The following is a 15760-nucleotide window of genomic DNA, read 5'->3' on the forward strand; positions in this document are numbered from 1 at the left end:
GTTATGCCGGTGTTACACAATGGTGATCAAGGGCTGGTCAAATTCCACGGGCTCAGCGTCGTCAACCAAAATGGCCTCGATTACGCCAGACTTGTCTGCTTCAATTTGGTTCATCATTTTCATGGCTTCAACGATGCAGATGACATCGCCAGCTTTAACGTGCTGACCAACTTCAACAAAGGCGGGTGAAGAGGGTGAAGGTGAACGGTAGAACGTACCGACCATGGGCGACTTAATTAAATGACCGCTTGGGCCTTGCGCTTCAGCTGGAGCTGCAGCAGCAGCGGCTGGTGCCGGGGCTGCTGGCTGTGGCGCGTATTGCATTGGCTGTTGCATATACTGAGGAGCCATCATGCCTTTGGCGGCGCTATTGCGGCTGATGCGTACTGACTCTTCGCCCTCTTTTATCTCTAACTCGTCGATATTCGATTCTTCGAGTAACTCAATTAGCTTTTTTACTTTTCTAATGTCCATAGAAACTCTCTTTAATGTGAGTGAAGTGATTAGTTTTGTTATTCGCTTAACTGGCTTATAGCTGCTTGCAAGGCGTATTCATAACCCGCAGCGCCCAGGCCGCAGATGACCCCTTGGGCAATATCTGAAAAATAGGAATGATGACGAAAACTGTCCCGCGCGTGCACATTGGACAAGTGCACTTCAATAAAGGGGATGTCTACTGCCAGCAGGGCATCGCGCAGGGCAATACTGGTATGAGTAAAGGCTGCGGGATTGATAATAATAAAGTTGATGCCTTCAGGGCGCGCCAAGTGGATGCGTTCAATTAACTCGTATTCGGCGTTGCTTTGCATTGATTGCAAATGATGCCCGGCCGCCTTGGCAGATAGCTGTAACCTAGTGTCGATATCGGCAAGTGTGGCGCTGCCGTATACGCCGGGTTCGCGACTGCCAAGGAGATTGAGATTGGGACCGTGAAGTACGAGTATCGATGCCATAGGTCACTGCTATTTTGCTTAATTCAGGTTATGCGCAGATTGTGCCTTATTTGGTTTTATGAGTCCAACGCATCCCGTGAATTTTTTAAGATAGCGTGCAGTTAGCCGCAAGTTTGCAGAAGATGACCGGAATTTTGTGCCCTCTAGTGTTTTCGGTGCTAACACTGAAAACCGCCGATATCGGCCTAAGTTGACTCCTCTAACAAGCTAAGGAGCATCGATTTGCTTAAGACCTGCGGCAAGACGATGGGGCTAGCAGCAAGGTCCGCTGGGAAATATATGTAGAGTGGAATGCCGTTGCGCTGATAATCGGCGAGCAGCTGGGTGATGGCCGGATCGTAGCGCGTCCAATCGGCTGTGACATAGTGGACATTGTGAAGAATAAAGGCGGCGCGAATCGTATCGGTGTGTAACACCAGCGCTTCATTGGCGGCGCAGGTTATGCACCAGTCGGCGGTAACATCTAAAAACACATTTTGGCCGCTTTCGCGCAGGCGTTGAATTTGGCTGCTATCAAAGCCTGACACAATGGCGTTATTCTCAATCGGCTTGTTGAGACCAATTAGAATAAGGCTTAGTGCGGCAATATAAGAGACCATGGCCAGTATTTTGGCTGCTGGGCCCTGTTTGTAGAGCCAGAGGCCAAAACCAATTAGTAGCCAAGCAGATAAAATAAGTGCCATACCGTTCGCGCCGGTTTGGCGACCAACCACCCAGCTTAACCACACGGCGGTGGCGAGTAGGGGGAAGGCGAGTAGCTGGCGGAGTGTGATCATCCATTGCCCCGGTTTGGGAAGGCGACGCAAGCCAGCGGGGAATAGTGTTAACAACAATACCGGGAGCGCCATGCCGATACCGATAAAGGCAAACACGAGCAGTGAAATGGCCGGTGTTTGGCTAGCGGCAAAGCCCACTGCCGTGCCCATAAAGGGCGCTGTGCAGGGGCTGGCGACCACGGTGGCGAGTACGCCAGTGAAAAAACTGCCGCTATAACCCGATTGTCGACTGAGGTCGTCACCGACACTCATCCAGCTGCCGCCAATCTCAAACACGCCGAGTAAGTTCAGCGACAGCACAAAGAATAGGCTGGCGAGTAGGGCGACAAACCACGGTGTTTGCAGTTGAAAGCCCCAGCCGATGGCTTGCCCAGCTTGTTGCAGCGCGATTAATACTCCGGCCACCGCAACAAAGCTCAACACTACGCCAGCGCTGTACGCGACACCGTGACTGGCGGGGCTACCGCTGCGGGCATTGGCGAAGCTCAGCACCTTGAGACCCAATACCGGGAAAACGCAGGGCATTAAATTGAGAATGGCGCCGCCGAGCGCGGCAAAAATTAAAATTAGCCAAAGTGTTGGTACATCTGCGGTGGCGGGCAGGGGGCTGGTCTTTTTGGGTGCGGTCGTTTGTTCAATTAGCTGGCTGATCGAATCAATACGGTAGTGCTGGGTTTGGGGTGGATAGCATAGCCCAGCATCGGCGCAGCCTTGGGACGTAATACTCAGTGTAAAGGGCTGGCTGGGTATGTCACTGATCGCGATAGATGTATTGTGATAGTAAACTTCGGTTTCGCCAAAATAAGGGTCTTGTTTGACTTTGCCGGGTTCAAAGCGGCTATTAACCGCCACAGGCTTGCCATCAACGCTGGCGCTAAGCTCGAAACGTTCGCGATAGAGGTAATAGCCCTCGGTTATTTGCCAGCCAAGCAATAAATTGTCTTTATTCCACTGCAGGTCTGACTGGTAGGCCTGTTCCACGGGCAAAAAGCTAGGATTGCTGTCGCCAAAGCTTTGTGGCGTGGCATTAAAAAAATCCTGGCTGTGGGCGTTGGCACCCAAGAGCAGAAAAATAAGCGATAATAAAAGCGGTTTCATAAATACAATCACTGCTGTGGTGGCGTTATGATACGCCATAATTAGTTGTTTCGATGCCGAAATTCACATTGCTAGCGAGTTTACAGGTATTGCCCGGAAGGGTTAAGTTCAGGCTATGTTGTTCGAATAATTGTGTCGCCGAAAAGCAAGCGGCGGCGCCTTGGAGGGTTTGTGAGTTGTAAGTGGATGAGTGTTGGCGGCTTGGCCGCGCTGTTATTCAGTGCTGTGCTACAGGCTCAGCCCGATCAAATTACGGTAGAAAATGCCTATGTGCGGGGCTTGCCGCCCAGCCAACGCAATACCGCAGCATTTTTTAGTGTGCAAAATTCGCGTGGTCAAGAGGTTCGGATTGTGGCTGGTGATAGTGATGCCGCCGAGCGTTTGGAAATACATGGGCATCAGCATCGTAATGGCATGATGTCGATGCAGCGCGAGGACGCGGTCACCGTGCCGGCCAACGGGGAATTTGTTTTTGCGCCCGGTGCCTACCATTTAATGTTAATTAATTTAACCAGACCGCTGGCAGACGGTGATCGGGTGAAATTTACCCTTAAAACCGCTGAGGGTGAGATTCTTGCCATCGATGCGCCGGTAATTAGTGTGCTCAAACCCGCGCCCAGCGCAAACACCACATCTAGCTCCACAATGAGCCCGACTGAACACACAGGAATGCACTAATGATTGAAAAACTAAAAGACCTAGTGGCTAGGGCCAAAGAGAGCGCGCAAGAATGGCTCGGCAATGGGCTTGCATTAAAAATAGCTGCTGTCGTCGTGCCAGTCTATCTCGTGATTGTGATGATATTTGGCGTGTATTGGAGCTTTACACCGGATATGCCCAATACCCAGTATTTGCAAAAAGACACCAAAGTGGGTGTTATTGGCAGCGCAACAACCTCGGCATTAATTGATGTTACCGAAACATTGCTCGACAAGCCGGGCGGTTTTATTAGTAATGATATAAGCCCGCCAGGCATTTTTATGGACGATATGCCCGCGTGGGAATACGGAGTGCTTATTCAAGTTAGAGACCTTAGCCGCGCCATGCGCGAGAACTTTAGTCGCTCGCAGTCGCAGTCCCAAGAAGATGGCGACCTGGCTAAGGCCGAGCCGCGCTTCAGCTTCTCTAATAATAGCTGGGCGGTGCCTGCTTCTGAGTCGGAATACCGGCAGGGCATTAAATTTCTTAAGGCTTATCGCAGCCGCTTGGCTGATGTAGATCAGCCCCAGGCCCAGTTTTACGCCCGCGCCGATAATTTGCGCTACTGGCTGGCCGGTGTCGAGTCACGTTTAGGGAGTTTGTCGCAGCGCTTGAGTGCCAGTGTTGGGCGGCCGCGCTTGAACACGGATCTAGCCAACGACGCCAATGCACGGCAGTCTACGCCGGCATCGACTGAGTTGCAGATAAAAACCCCATGGCTGGAAATTGATAATGTATTTTACGAATCCCGCGGCACGGCTTGGGCGCTGATTTGCTTCCTGAAGGCGGTAGAGGTGGATTTTGCCGATGTATTGGCCAATAAAAATGCGAGTGTGAGTTTACGACAAATAATTCGTGAGCTAGAGGGAACCCAGCAGGCAATGTTCAGCCCAATGGTCTTAAATGGCAGTGGTTTTGGTTTTTTAGCCAACCATTCACTGGTGATGGCGTCTTATATTAGCCGCGCCAATGGTGCTATAACTGATTTACGTGACTTGTTATCTCAAGGATAAATGATGGTTTACTCAACTTTACTTAAAACCTGTGTGCTCGCCGCCAGCGTGTGGCTTACGGCCTGCGCCTCTAGTCCGCAAGCGATTCAATTGAGCCCGAAATTTTCGGAGCCCAGTGCGCGTATTGGCAATAATAGCCCTGTTCATGTCAGGGTCAGTGACCAGCGTCAAAACAAGGTGCTGGGCAGCCGCGGTGGCACATACCGCGAAACCTCAGTGGTGACCATTGCCAACGATTTGTCATTGGCGGTTGAAAAGCCCTTGGCTAAGCACATGGCGGCAATGGGCTACGATACCGACAGTCTGCGCGCCGACACGGCAGATCTCCATGTGATTTTTGAATCGCTGGTTTACAACCACCCGAAAGAAGACGGGGTTGGTTATGACATGGATATGTTAGCTGTGGTAAATGTGGTTGCTAGTCGCGGTAATGAGCGCTATGAAGGCCGCTACCGAGTGAAACGCAAGCAGAAGTTCTTTAATGCGCCAAGCGAGTCTCACAATGCCGAGCTGGTTAACGGCCTTGTGGTGGAAGTGCTTAATAGCATGTTTGAAGACCCTAAGCTGGTAGGGTTCTTGCGAAAAAATTAAGGCGAATTATCTGAATTAAAAAAAGGCGGATGCGTTAATGGCTCCGCCTTTTTTTATGTTTGCAACGTGCTGGCCTATAGCGTTGCCAGTTGCTGGTTTAGCCAGTCCTTGAATTGTCCCTTGGGCAGTGCGCCAGACAGCCGGGCAATTTCGCGGCCACCATGAAATAGAATCAGCGTCGGGATCGAGCGGATTTGACGCTGCGCAGCCGTGTTCTGGTTGGCTTCCGTGTCGAGTTTAAGAAAACTGACATGAGTGGGCATTTCGGCGGCAAGCTCGCTATAAACTGGCGCAAAGGAGCGGCAGGGGCCGCACCAAGGCGCCCAAAAATCAACCAGCACGGGCAAACCGCTTTGTTGAATATAGCGATTGAAATTAGCATCGCTGGCGTTGACGACCTTGCCATCGAGCAATAGCGCCTTGCACTTGCCGCATACCGGCGCATCGGTAAGGCGCGATTCGGGTACGCGGTTAATTGCGGCGCAGTGCGGGCAAATCAGTTGTAGCGAAGGGCTAGTGCTCATGGGGAGTCCAAATACAGCAAGTCATAACGCTGATATGTGGTCAGAAGGCGGGGATTTCAAGGTTTTAGCTTTACGGCGCTAGGCTTCCTCAACGCGCCAGCGCGTGAGACAGCCTAGCAAATGAGTACTTAACGATTTAACTCGCTGAGTAATTCCTGATGTCGCGGCCCGAGTAGGCGTGGACCGTATTGGGATACAACCTCGGCGGCAGCGCGGCTAGCCAGCGCGCCAGCCTTGGCGTAGCTGTACCCGTTGGTAATGCCGTAGAGGAACGCGCCAGCAAACATATCGCCCGCGCCGTTGGTGTCTACCGCTGCGACCTTATGGCCTGAAATTTCATGCAATTGTTCGCCGTCAAACACCAGTGCGCCTTTGGCACCGAGGGTGATGGCGAAGGTCTTGGCAACTTGTTTCAGTGCGGCAACGGCGTCATCAAGCGACTCGCTGTTTGCCCAGCCCAGCGCTTCAGCTTCATTGCAGAAAATCAGGTCTACCCCGTTGCCCAGCATGTCGTTTAAACCGTCGCGAAAAAAGCTAACCATCCCAGGATCTGAAAAGCTCAGCGCGGTTTTGACGCCGTTGCTTTCAGCGAGTTCGCGACCGGCGATCGCCGCGGCGCGGCCAGAGTCAGAGGTAACCAAATAGCCTTCGGCGTAGAAATACTCAGAGCGAGCGAGTGCCTCGGCATTGATTTCGGCCACTGACAATGTTTCGCTGATACCCAGGTGGGTGTTCATGCTGCGTTCTGCATCGGGGCTGATCAGCACCAAACATTTACCTGTAGTGCCGACGGCCTTGTCGCCGTCAAAATCGGCATCGACCCCGGCGGCTTTAATGTCGTTCATAAAGAAGTGGCCGTGTTCATCGTTCGCCACTTTACAGGAGTAGTAATTGTTGGCGCCAAAATAGCCTGCAGCGACAATGCTATTGCAGGCGGAACCACCACTGGCGAGTTTGGCGTGAACCATATGGCCGCTGAGCTTGTCCAACAGTTCCTGTTGACGGGCTGCATCGACGAGGGTCATCAGGCCTTTTTCCACGCCGAGGGATTGCAATTCTGCGTCGTTAATTTCGATTTCGGTATCGACTAAGGCGGCGCCAATTCCATAGAGGTGGTATTTTTTCATCTGATTTGCCAGTAACTTGCGGTAAAGTGCCGCTATTATCCGGTTTGAATTCTGATTTGCAATGTATCTGGTCGTATTGAATGGTTAAGAAAGCATCTAAGGGGAGTGGCGCTTCCGCAGCAACATTCTCGTGGTGGGGTTTATTCGTCAAGCTTAGCTTGGCGTTTGCGGTCGTCATGTTGATTTTTTTCGCTTACTGCGATGCCAAGGTGCGCGGCACGTTTGACCGTCAGCGCTATGAGCAGCCCGCCAAAGTCTACGCACGGCCCTTAGTACTGGCGACGGGGGCTATTCTAACGGCGTATGAGCTAGAGTCAGAATTAGGTGAGCTGGGTTACAGTAGCCGCCGTTTGGTGGATCAGCCAGGTAGTTACTTTCGTCAGGGCGATCATTTTACGATTTATCTGCGGCCCTTCGCCTTTGCTGACGGCCTGCAGCCCGCGCGCAAGATTGAGGTTGAAATGAACTCGACCACGGTGGGCGTGGTGCGCAATAAATTGGGTGATCGCATCGCTGAAGAGCAGCTCGATCCCATGGTGATTGGTGGGGTGTATCCCGGCCGCCATGAAGACCGCCTGATGTTAAGCCTTGCCGAAGCGCCGCAAATGCTGATTGAAACCTTGGTGCAGGTGGAAGATCAGCACTTCTACAGCCATTTTGGTATTTCGCCGCGCAGTATCGTGCGCGCTATGCTCGCCAATATAAAGGCGGGACGCACGGTCCAGGGCGGCAGCACACTCACCCAGCAATTGGTTAAAAACACGATTCTCAGCAATGAGCGCAGCTTGTGGCGCAAGGCCAAAGAAGCGGTGATGTCGATTTTAACCGAGATGCATTACAGCAAAGACCGAATTTTAGAAGCGTATATCAACGAAGTTTATTTGGGGCAGGAGGGCAATCGGGCTATTCACGGCTTTGGTCTTGCCGCGCGCCACTACTATAACCGGCCCCTAGAGGAGTTAAATTTAGGGCAGGTTGCGATGCTGGTGGGCCTCGTTAAAGGGCCGTCGTATTACGACCCGTGGCGTCACCCAGAGCGCGCCAAAACCCGCCGCAATATTGTGCTCGGCGAGCTAGAGGAAGAGGGTTGGCTGACCACGCAGCAATTGGCAGAGTGGCAGAAAGAGCCTTTAGAGTTAGCCAAAACCTCGGCACTGGCCGGCGTGTACCCTGCTTATGTCGACTTGGTGCGGCGTCAATTGAGCCGTGATTATCAGAGCAAGGAGCTGCAAACCAGTGGTTTGCGAATATTTACGCCCTTTGACCCGGTTTTGCAGCGCCGCGCAGAAAAGGCAACGGTGAAATCCCTACAGCGACTGGAAGCCCGTCAAAAAGACTTAGAAGTTGCCATGGTCGTGACCAAGGTAAACAGCGGTGATGTCGTCGCGGTAATTGGTGGCAAGCGGCCAAAATACGCTGGCTTTAACCGCGCCCTAGATGCGCTGCGGCCCATTGGTTCATTGGCTAAACCCGCCGTGTACTTGGCCGCGCTAAATCAACCCAATCAATATAGTTTGTTGACCAAGGTGTCGGATGAGCCGGTATCGATCAGCAATGCCAATGGCAGCCAGTGGCGGCCTTCGAATTACGATCGCAAATCCCACGGCGAGGTGCCCCTGCACACCGCATTGGCCCACTCTTATAATTTAGCGACTGCGCGGTTGGGTATGCAGGTTGGCTTGGATAAGGTTATGGCCATGTTCCAGCGCCTTGGCGTGCAGCGGCCCTTACTCGAAGTGCCATCGATGTTACTGGGTTCAGCGGAGTTGGCGCCAATAGAAGTCGCGGCGATGTACCAGACCTTGGCGGCAGATGGCCGTTATACACCGCTGCGTACGATTTATGCCATTACCGATAATAAGGGCGAGTTATTGGCGCGCTACCCGCAAAAGCCAAAACAGGTTGTCAATTCTGCAGCAGTGCATTTATTGCAATACGCGATGTTAGAAACCGTGCGCGAAGGCACGGGCAAAGGGGTGTATCAGGTGTTGCCCAAAGACTATCGGGTGGCGGGTAAAACCGGTACCAGTAACGATACCCGCGACTCTTGGTTTGCTGGTTTTGCCGGGGACTATATGGCTGTGGTCTGGATGGGTTTAGACAATAACACCTCAACGGGCTTAACCGGCGCCAGCGGTGCCTTAATGGTGTGGCGTCAGTTTATGGCCGAGGCCAGCACCGAGCAAATGCCATTTTCACTGGTAGATGGCGTAGAGTATCAGTGGGTGGACAGCATCAGTGGCAAGCTTAGTCAGTCGTGGTGTGAAAACGCGCGTTATATGCCCTTTATGAGCGGCAGTGCACCCCGTGAGCGCGGCGGCTGCGCCCCGGAACCTGAGAAGGTGTGGGGCTGGTTTCGAAGCGTATTTGACTAGCTAAAATGGCTGGCTTAGGCCTCGCGGATCTGGGCGGTATAGCCGCCCTGCGCCGCGGGGACTAAATCCATAAACTGATTGATGCACTCGGGCAGTTCTTCACTGCGATGGCTAACGAATAAAATGCGGGTTTGGCCGTGGGCGGCAATTTGGTCTACGGCGCCGAGCAATCGCGATTTTTGCTCGTTATCTAAGCCGATGCAGGGCTCATCTAAAATAAGAATACGGGGCGACTTGACCATGGCTCTAGCCAGTAAAACCATGCGCTGTTCACCAAATGACAGCCGGTCGAAACGCTGCTCTTTGAGGGGCAACAGTTCAAGCGCGTCTAGCCACGCAACTAACATCTGGCGTTGAGACTCGCTGTAGTCAGTGTATAAACCTACCGAATCAAATAAGCCAGACGCTACCACGTCGATCACCTTGGTGCGTTTTAAATTATTCATTTGCATGCTGGTATTAAGCAGGCCAAATTGGGCTTTAACCTCCCAAATACTTTCGCCGCCGCCGCGACGCTTGCCGAATAGGTACACCTCTTGGCCGTAGGCCTTATCGTTCTCGCCGCAGAGCAGGCCGAGCAAGGTCGACTTGCCAGCGCCGTTAGGGCCGCTAATACAGCAGTGCTGGTCGGGCATTAAGGTCCAGTTGATGTCGCTGAGCACCTGATTACCACGGAAATTCACATTGATATTACGTAGTTCTAATAGCGCGGTGTCGGCGGGGTGGGCTGGTGCGTCGGCAATGGGCAGTGGTTTAGCATAGTGATGCAAAGCTTGACTGGCCTGCTTGGCGGCGGCCGCACTGCATTCACCCAGCATTTTGCCGTGGGCCATTTGATATACGGTGTCGATGCAGTCGGGAATATCGTTGGCGTCTTTGGTCAGCAGAATCAGCGGTGTTGGCGAAGTAAGTAACTCGTCGAGCATGGTCCGCATTTCGGCTTGCGCCTTAACATCCAAGCCCTCAAAAGGATTGTCGAGAATCAGGGCCGCAGGTTTGGCTAAGAGGGCGCGGGCTAGCAAGGTTTTGCGACTTTCACCGGTAGAGATGAAGCGGATACCCTGGTCTAGTATGTGCGTAATACCGAGCCTGCTGCACAGGCTGTCGAATTCTGCGTTGGCGGGCTGGCCTTGCAAAATAATAGCGCGCACTGGCGTGCCAACATCGAAGGCATCGTCGCGGGTTTCACTGTCGTCAAAACGGCGGTCGTGCTCCATCAACTCGCGGTGTAAATCAAACGAGATGTGAGCGATATCATCTGGGCCAATATTAGCAGCGTAGTGGATGTCGCCAGCGTTAGGCCGCAGCTGATCGGTAATGAGTTTGGCGAGGGTGGTTTTGCCTGCGCCGTTGCCGCCTAAGATCGCGAGATGCTGCCCGGCCGGCCACTGCCAGCTAAAATTGTCGAGAATGGGGTCGAGTTGATAGGCAAAACGAATGGCGTCAAAGCGAATAATAGGGGCGGACATGGGCAACCGTGTTAACAAAAAACAATCGGCCACTATAGCATATTTACCCCTAATTTCTTGGTGCTATTTGGTTTTGCTCGTGGCTGATCACTGTGGGAAATACATGCCTCACAGCGACTTGGCAGAATTTTTCAGCAGCGAATACGCTCGCCAGGACTGAGTTGATAGAAATCAACGATGTGCTGCCAAGCTTGCTCGGCGGTATCGACGACACTGATCATATTGACGTCTTCGGGGCTGATAACCCCCTCGTCGCGGAGAAATTCCAAATTAATGGCCTGGCGCCAAAACTCGTGACCAATGAGAATGACCGGGACCCGTTTAGATTTACCGGTTTGAATGAGGGTTAGGGCCTCGAATAATTCATCGAAAGTACCAAAGCCACCGGGGCACACCACCACGGCCTTGGCGCGCAGCATAAAGTGCATTTTGCGGATGCCGAAATAATGAAAACGGAAGCAAAATTCAGGGCTGATATAGGGGTTTGGATCTTGTTCGTGGGGCAATACAATATTGAGGCCGATCGATTTGCCACCGGCGTCACTGGCACCGCGGTTGGCGGCTTCCATAATGCCGGGGCCGCCGCCCGTGACCACATAGAGTTGTTCGTTGGGATCACAGTGATTGGAATGCGTGGTAATCAGTTCACCTAGGCGGCGGGCTTGCTCATAGTGATGGCTATTGCGTTGGTCGCGTTTGGCGGCCCTCACTTTGGCGGGGTCGCCACTGTCTTGAGCAATGACTAAAGCTGCGTCGGCGTCTTCCGGGGAGGGAAAGCGGGCGCTGCCGAAAATGACAATGGTGGATTCGACTCCGTGTTCTTTTAGCGTCATTTCAGGCTTTTGCAATTCTAAGTGAAAGCGCAGGCCGCGAAGCTCCTCGCGCAATAAGAAATCTTGATCGGTATAGGCCAGCCGGTAGGCTGCGGGTTGGTCTTGCTGATTACTGGGCAGTTCATCCCGAGCGGAGGGGAAGTTGGCGCCGCGTAATTTAGACTTATCGGTCATTTATTATTTCCTTGTCGGTGGCGATATTGGTGTAGCTCTTGGCCCCAGGAATCTTTGGAAAACGTAGCGCAGCCAAAGTGCTCACTGCAGTTTTTATGCATGCTAAGCGAAGGTCGGTGGGGCGTCGCCGGAGCGCAGTAGTTTTGCAAAGCTTCCTTTAGCATAGCGTTGAAATGCTACAAATGCACAGCACCGAAACTCGATAGAAAACATTGTGTTGTCGGCCCCAGTCGGTATGATCTTGGGGTAGCTTCAGTGCGTATAGGCGCTATTGGTAATTCCGAGCAATAACTTATAGGTGTGTATGTCCCAGTCAGATTCGTCGTATTTACAGCATTTTTTTAAACAAGAGTCCGCCGGTGGAGTTTTGCTGGTATTGGCCAGTGCCTTGGCCATCCTGCTGGCTAATAGTCCGTTGGTGGGCATCTACAATCTTTTGATTGACACCCCTGTGGTGGTGCAGATCGGCGCGCTGAAATTGGCTAAACCATTATTGATGTGGGTAAATGACGGCCTAATGGCCGTGTTTTTCCTTATGGTTGGGCTGGAACTCAAACGTGAATTCTTGGAAGGGGAGCTGGCGGAGCTAAACAAAATCATTCTGCCGGGCCTCGGCGCCATTGGCGGCATGGTCGTGCCGGCGTTTATTTATTTGGCGCTGAATCGTGGCGATGGAGTTGCCGCACAAGGCTGGGCAATTCCTACGGCCACAGATATCGCCTTTGCCCTAGGGGTGTTAAGTTTATTGGGGCAGCGCGTGCCAATTGCCTTAAAAGTGTTTTTAACCTCACTGGCAATATTTGACGATGTTGGCGCCATTCTGATAATTGCGTTTTTTTACACCAGTAAAATTTCCCTGCTCGCTATTGTGGTAGCGGGGTCTTGTGTATTGATTTTAACCTTGATGAATCGCCGAGGCGTAGATGAAAAAAGCCCTTATCTGCTGATTGGTCTTGTGATGTGGGTGGCTTTGGTTAAGTCTGGGGTACACGCGACGCTGGCGGGGGTGGTGTTGGCGATGTTTATTCCCATGCGCGCAAAAATTATGAATAAGGAGTCGCCAGCCAAATCCCTCGAACACGACCTCCATGCGGCGGTTGCCTTTGTGATTTTGCCGGTGTTTGCGTTTTGTAACTCAGGTATTAGTTTTAGCGGTGTGGGATTAGATCATTTACTGCACGGTGTGCCGCTCGGTATTGCCTTGGGTCTGTTTGTGGGCAAGCAGGTCGGCGTATTTGGTTTTTGTTGGTTAGGCGTGAAGCTTAAACTCACCAAGTTGCCAGAAGATATCTCCTGGCTGTCCTTGTATGGCACAGCCTTACTCTGTGGTATTGGTTTTACCATGAGTTTATTTGTTGGCTCACTAGCCTTTGAAGAGTCTGGGGTGAACCAACTGTTTGACGAGCGCCTGGGAATTATTATCGGTTCTCTATTATCTGGCGTTGTTGGTTATGTGGTGTTGAATAAAAGTTTGCCTGCAAAAAAATAGGCCTTATGGGAGTTGCCGTATCGGTTAAGCTGCATACACGTCTGTAAACCCTAGGGGTAGAACGCTAATGCAAAAGTCTGGGTTAAAAGCCTTGCTCGCGGTGTTGGTGATGGCCGCGGTAGGTTTGCTGCTTGCCAGTGCAGCTGGGCGAGGTTTGCCGACATATGGTGGTTTGAGTTTGCCCCTGTGGTCACTGCTGATCGCATTTGGTGTGCAGTGGCTGGCATTTATTCCTGCTTATTTAAATCACACCGAACGCTTCTATGATTTAACAGGGGCGTTGAGCAATATTGCAGTCGTCCTTGTTTGCTTTAGTTTGAGTGTTGAGACTGATCGGAATTATTTGCTCGCCGGTTTAATTGTCATTTGGGCGCTACGCTTGGGTGGGTTTTTATTTTGGCGAGTGTGTGTGGATGGTCGAGATACACGTTTTGACAAAATTAAAATCAATTTTTATCGCTTTCTTGTAACGTGGACACTTCAGGCATTGTGGGTTTTTCTGATTTCACTTGCGGCGATCTTGGCAATGGCGTCTGGCGTGGATAAGCCCTTAGGCTGGACCGCAGGCATAGGCTTCTTGTGTTGGCTGCTCGGCATGGTGTTGGAGGTGGCTGCGGATGTGCAGAAGCGGCGATTCCGCGCTGATTTACGTAATCAGGGACAATTTATTCGCCAGGGCTTATGGGCGTGGTCTCGGCACCCGAATTATTTTGGCGAAATATTAGTGTGGATTGGCGTGTGTATTATCGCCTTTCCAGCTTTGAGTGGCTGTTTGTATTTAGGTTTGTTATCACCGTTGTTTGTTATTTTGGTGTTGACTAAAGTAACTGGGATTCCACTCCTTGAAGCCAGCGCAAATAGGCGCTGGGGGAGTGATCCTAATTATCAACAATACAAGGCGCAGACCCCACTTCTAATTCCGCGTATACCACGACCTTGATTTTCGATAGCTATTAACGAGTGAGTTGTAATGATTGAACCCCTACTGGTCGGAATTGCCTTTATTGCCGGCTTGTTATTTAAACGTCTTGGCATGCCGCCCTTACTCGGCTATTTAGTGGCGGGTTTTATCGCCGGTGGTTTACAGTTGGGCGACCCCGAGCTTATTCATGCTCTGTCGGAGCTGGGTATCATACTGCTGCTATTCACTATTGGGTTAAAGCTCAATGTGCGGGAGTTGCTAGCCCCCCAGATTTGGGCTGCGGCAAGTTTACACACCGTGTTTGTAGTGCCTTTGACGGCGCTGGTACTTTTGAGTCTGCATTGGTTAATCCCTGAACTTCAAGCTGTCGAAACCTCCGTGGCGTGGATGCTTGCCTTTGCCTTGTCGTTTTCAAGCACGGTGTTTGCCGTAAAAATATTTGATGAGCGTGGCGAAGGCGCAGCACTTCACGCCAAAATTGCTATCGGTATTTTGATTGTCCAAGACATTTTTGCTGTGTGCTTTTTGGTTTTTTCCGCCGAGCAGCCGCCGTCGGAATGGGCCATCGCCTTGCTCGCGCTGCCCCTGCTGCGACCTATCTTAGTGGCACTGCTTAAGCAGGCTGGTCACGGGGAATTGTTAGTATTATTTGGTATTGGCACAGCGGTTGGTGCTGCGGCCTTATTTGAACTGGTGCACCTTGAAGGTGGTTTAGGAGCTCTGCTGTTTGGCGTTCTGCTGTCCAAATCGACTAAAAGTGTCGAGCTGTATAAAAGCCTTATTAATTTTAAGGACATATTTCTCACCGCCTTTTTCTTGAGTATTGGCTATGCCGGTATGCCGAGTGGCGCCATGCTGACTGTCGCTTTAGCCTTGGCGGGACTCATCTTGCTGCGGCCATTGATCTACTTTGCGTTACTGCTGTTGTTCCGCTTGCGAGCGCGTACCTCGCTACTGGTTGGTCTATCGCTATTTAATTACAGTGAATTCGGCTTGATTGTAGCGGCCATGGCAGTGCAGGCTGGATCGCTGCCAGCAGAGTGGTTGACGACTTTAGCGGTGGCGATGGCCTTGTCTCTGTTTATTGCCGTGCCTTTTAATACCCATGTACACAGCTTGTACGCACGTATCGCCGAGCGGCTGCAAAAATTGGAGCGTCGCCAATTATTAGTCTTGGAGCGTCCGGTGAATATGGGCGAAGCTGAGATTATCATTTTTGGTATGGGGCGAATTGGCAGTGGCGCCTATGACTACCTTAGCCAGCACTACCCAGAAAAAATAGTGGGTGTGGAAGAAAATGCCGATAAGGCAGTAAAGCTGAAACTGGCGGGCATTAATTGTGTAGCAGGCGATGCCAGTGACCGGGATTTTTTAGAGCGGGCGGGTTTGCAACGGCGCAGAATGATCTTAGTGAGCCTCAGTAATCACGAAGAAAATATCGAAGTTGTTAAATTGCTCAACCAGCTTAATTATCAGGGTAAGATCGCTGTGGTGTCCCGATTCCCGGATCAACATGATGAACTTCTACGTATGGGTTGCATCACCTTTAACCTGTATGCCGAGGCTGGTCATGGTTTTGCCGAGCGAGTGCTGGAAGAGCTGACCTGACCGCATAAGCTGCGACGAAGTCAGTAACTTCCTGAAAGCGAGCTTTCTGGCTGCGTTTGCGAAGGTGTATATTCACCGTTACGGGAACCATTTGGCCGGTAGACGGATC

Annotated in this window: 14 protein-coding genes; 7 read left to right on the forward strand and 7 right to left on the reverse strand. The window is 51.7% G+C overall.

Annotated elements, in window-relative coordinates; all coding sequences use genetic code 11:
* Positions 1-12: 12 nt before the first annotated feature.
* The 3 genes from accB to AZF00_RS04980 all read right to left on the reverse strand — a co-directional run bounded on the left by accB (position 13) and on the right by AZF00_RS04980 (position 2827).
* Entirely contained in the window at positions 13-474 is a 462-nt protein-coding gene (accB, locus tag AZF00_RS04970) for an acetyl-CoA carboxylase biotin carboxyl carrier protein (RefSeq protein WP_008246425.1), read from the reverse strand.
* A 38-nt stretch (positions 475-512) separates the two neighbouring features.
* A complete protein-coding gene (gene aroQ / locus AZF00_RS04975; RefSeq protein ID WP_008246426.1) occupies positions 513-953 on the reverse strand; it encodes a type II 3-dehydroquinate dehydratase in 441 nt (146 codons plus the stop codon).
* Between the two features lie 185 nt (positions 954-1138).
* Positions 1139-2827: a protein-disulfide reductase DsbD family protein gene (locus AZF00_RS04980; protein WP_081482587.1), complete on the reverse strand. Its 1689-nt coding sequence runs from the start codon at positions 2825-2827 to the stop codon at positions 1139-1141.
* 171 nt (positions 2828-2998) lie between these two features.
* Between AZF00_RS04980 and AZF00_RS04985 the strand changes: the two genes are divergently transcribed.
* From AZF00_RS04985 to AZF00_RS04995, 3 genes are read left to right on the forward strand one after another with little or no spacing between them, the layout of a single operon-like run.
* Positions 2999-3505 carry a copper chaperone PCu(A)C gene (locus AZF00_RS04985; protein WP_231856191.1) on the forward strand — a complete coding sequence of 169 codons (507 nt, stop codon included), beginning with the start codon at positions 2999-3001 and terminating at the stop codon, positions 3503-3505.
* The gene (locus AZF00_RS04990) at positions 3505-4539 is read left to right on the forward strand and encodes a DUF2333 family protein (protein ID WP_008246432.1); all 1035 of its coding nucleotides are present in this window, start codon (positions 3505-3507) and stop codon (positions 4537-4539) included. Before AZF00_RS04985 ends, AZF00_RS04990 begins: the two co-directional genes overlap by 1 nt.
* Complete coding sequence (locus AZF00_RS04995; protein WP_008246436.1) at positions 4540-5130, forward strand: YajG family lipoprotein; 591 nt, start codon at positions 4540-4542, stop codon at positions 5128-5130.
* A gap of 74 nt (positions 5131-5204) precedes the next feature.
* Here the strand turns inward: AZF00_RS04995 and trxC are convergent, their stop codons facing one another.
* Both trxC and AZF00_RS05005 read right to left on the reverse strand, forming a co-directional pair.
* Entirely contained in the window at positions 5205-5654 is a 450-nt protein-coding gene (gene trxC, locus AZF00_RS05000) for a thioredoxin TrxC (RefSeq protein ID WP_008246438.1), read from the reverse strand.
* Positions 5655-5782: 128 nt separating this feature from the next.
* Positions 5783-6781: an adenosine kinase gene (locus tag AZF00_RS05005; RefSeq protein ID WP_008246441.1), complete on the reverse strand. Its 999-nt coding sequence runs from the start codon at positions 6779-6781 to the stop codon at positions 5783-5785.
* A gap of 80 nt (positions 6782-6861) precedes the next feature.
* On the opposite strand from AZF00_RS05005, the gene mrcB reads away from it, so the two are divergent.
* The gene (gene mrcB / locus AZF00_RS05010; protein ID WP_081482579.1) at positions 6862-9156 is read left to right on the forward strand and encodes a penicillin-binding protein 1B; all 2295 of its coding nucleotides are present in this window, start codon (positions 6862-6864) and stop codon (positions 9154-9156) included.
* 14 nt (positions 9157-9170) lie between these two features.
* On the opposite strand, the gene AZF00_RS05015 is transcribed toward mrcB, so the two are convergent.
* On the reverse strand, positions 9171-10625 hold the full coding sequence (locus tag AZF00_RS05015) for an ATP-binding cassette domain-containing protein (RefSeq protein WP_008246444.1): 1455 nt from the start codon (positions 10623-10625) through the stop codon (positions 9171-9173).
* 131 nt (positions 10626-10756) lie between these two features.
* Positions 10757-11632 (reverse strand): LOG family protein, encoded by an 876-nt coding sequence (locus AZF00_RS05020; protein ID WP_008246445.1) that lies wholly within the window; start codon positions 11630-11632, stop codon positions 10757-10759.
* Between the two features lie 304 nt (positions 11633-11936).
* On the opposite strand from AZF00_RS05020, the gene nhaA reads away from it, so the two are divergent.
* From nhaA to AZF00_RS05035, 3 genes are all read left to right on the forward strand, one after another.
* Positions 11937-13121, forward strand: a complete 1185-nt coding sequence (gene nhaA / locus AZF00_RS05025) for a Na+/H+ antiporter NhaA (RefSeq protein ID WP_008246446.1) — start codon at positions 11937-11939, stop codon at positions 13119-13121.
* A gap of 67 nt (positions 13122-13188) precedes the next feature.
* Entirely contained in the window at positions 13189-14061 is an 873-nt protein-coding gene (locus tag AZF00_RS05030; protein WP_008246447.1) for a DUF1295 domain-containing protein, read from the forward strand.
* 30 nt (positions 14062-14091) lie between these two features.
* A complete protein-coding gene (locus AZF00_RS05035) occupies positions 14092-15651 on the forward strand; it encodes a cation:proton antiporter domain-containing protein (RefSeq protein WP_008246448.1) in 1560 nt (519 codons plus the stop codon).
* The last annotated feature ends 109 nt before the right edge of the window (positions 15652-15760 follow it).

This window comes from Zhongshania aliphaticivorans (genome assembly GCF_001586255.1).
GTDB classification, from domain to species: domain Bacteria; phylum Pseudomonadota; class Gammaproteobacteria; order Pseudomonadales; family Spongiibacteraceae; genus Spongiibacter; species Spongiibacter aliphaticivorans.

What these genes read in the sequence shown, in the direction of transcription:
- AZF00_RS04990 (WP_008246432.1), top strand. Translation starts at nt 3,505, where the DNA reads ATGATTGAAAAACTAAAAGACCTAGTGGCTAGGGCCAAAGAGAGCGCG.
- AZF00_RS04980 (WP_081482587.1), bottom strand. Translation starts at nt 2,827, where the DNA reads ATGAAACCGCTTTTATTATCGCTTATTTTTCTGCTCTTGGGTGCCAAC.
- nhaA (WP_008246446.1), top strand. Translation starts at nt 11,937, where the DNA reads ATGTCCCAGTCAGATTCGTCGTATTTACAGCATTTTTTTAAACAAGAG.
- accB (WP_008246425.1), bottom strand. Translation starts at nt 474, where the DNA reads ATGGACATTAGAAAAGTAAAAAAGCTAATTGAGTTACTCGAAGAATCG.
- AZF00_RS05005 (WP_008246441.1), bottom strand. Translation starts at nt 6,781, where the DNA reads ATGAAAAAATACCACCTCTATGGAATTGGCGCCGCCTTAGTCGATACC.
- trxC (WP_008246438.1), bottom strand. Translation starts at nt 5,654, where the DNA reads ATGAGCACTAGCCCTTCGCTACAACTGATTTGCCCGCACTGCGCCGCA.
- AZF00_RS05020 (WP_008246445.1), bottom strand. Translation starts at nt 11,632, where the DNA reads ATGACCGATAAGTCTAAATTACGCGGCGCCAACTTCCCCTCCGCTCGG.
- aroQ (WP_008246426.1), bottom strand. Translation starts at nt 953, where the DNA reads ATGGCATCGATACTCGTACTTCACGGTCCCAATCTCAATCTCCTTGGC.
- AZF00_RS04995 (WP_008246436.1), top strand. Translation starts at nt 4,540, where the DNA reads ATGATGGTTTACTCAACTTTACTTAAAACCTGTGTGCTCGCCGCCAGC.
- AZF00_RS05015 (WP_008246444.1), bottom strand. Translation starts at nt 10,625, where the DNA reads ATGTCCGCCCCTATTATTCGCTTTGACGCCATTCGTTTTGCCTATCAA.
- AZF00_RS05035 (WP_008246448.1), top strand. Translation starts at nt 14,092, where the DNA reads ATGATTGAACCCCTACTGGTCGGAATTGCCTTTATTGCCGGCTTGTTA.
- AZF00_RS05030 (WP_008246447.1), top strand. Translation starts at nt 13,189, where the DNA reads ATGCAAAAGTCTGGGTTAAAAGCCTTGCTCGCGGTGTTGGTGATGGCC.
- mrcB (WP_081482579.1), top strand. Translation starts at nt 6,862, where the DNA reads ATGGTTAAGAAAGCATCTAAGGGGAGTGGCGCTTCCGCAGCAACATTC.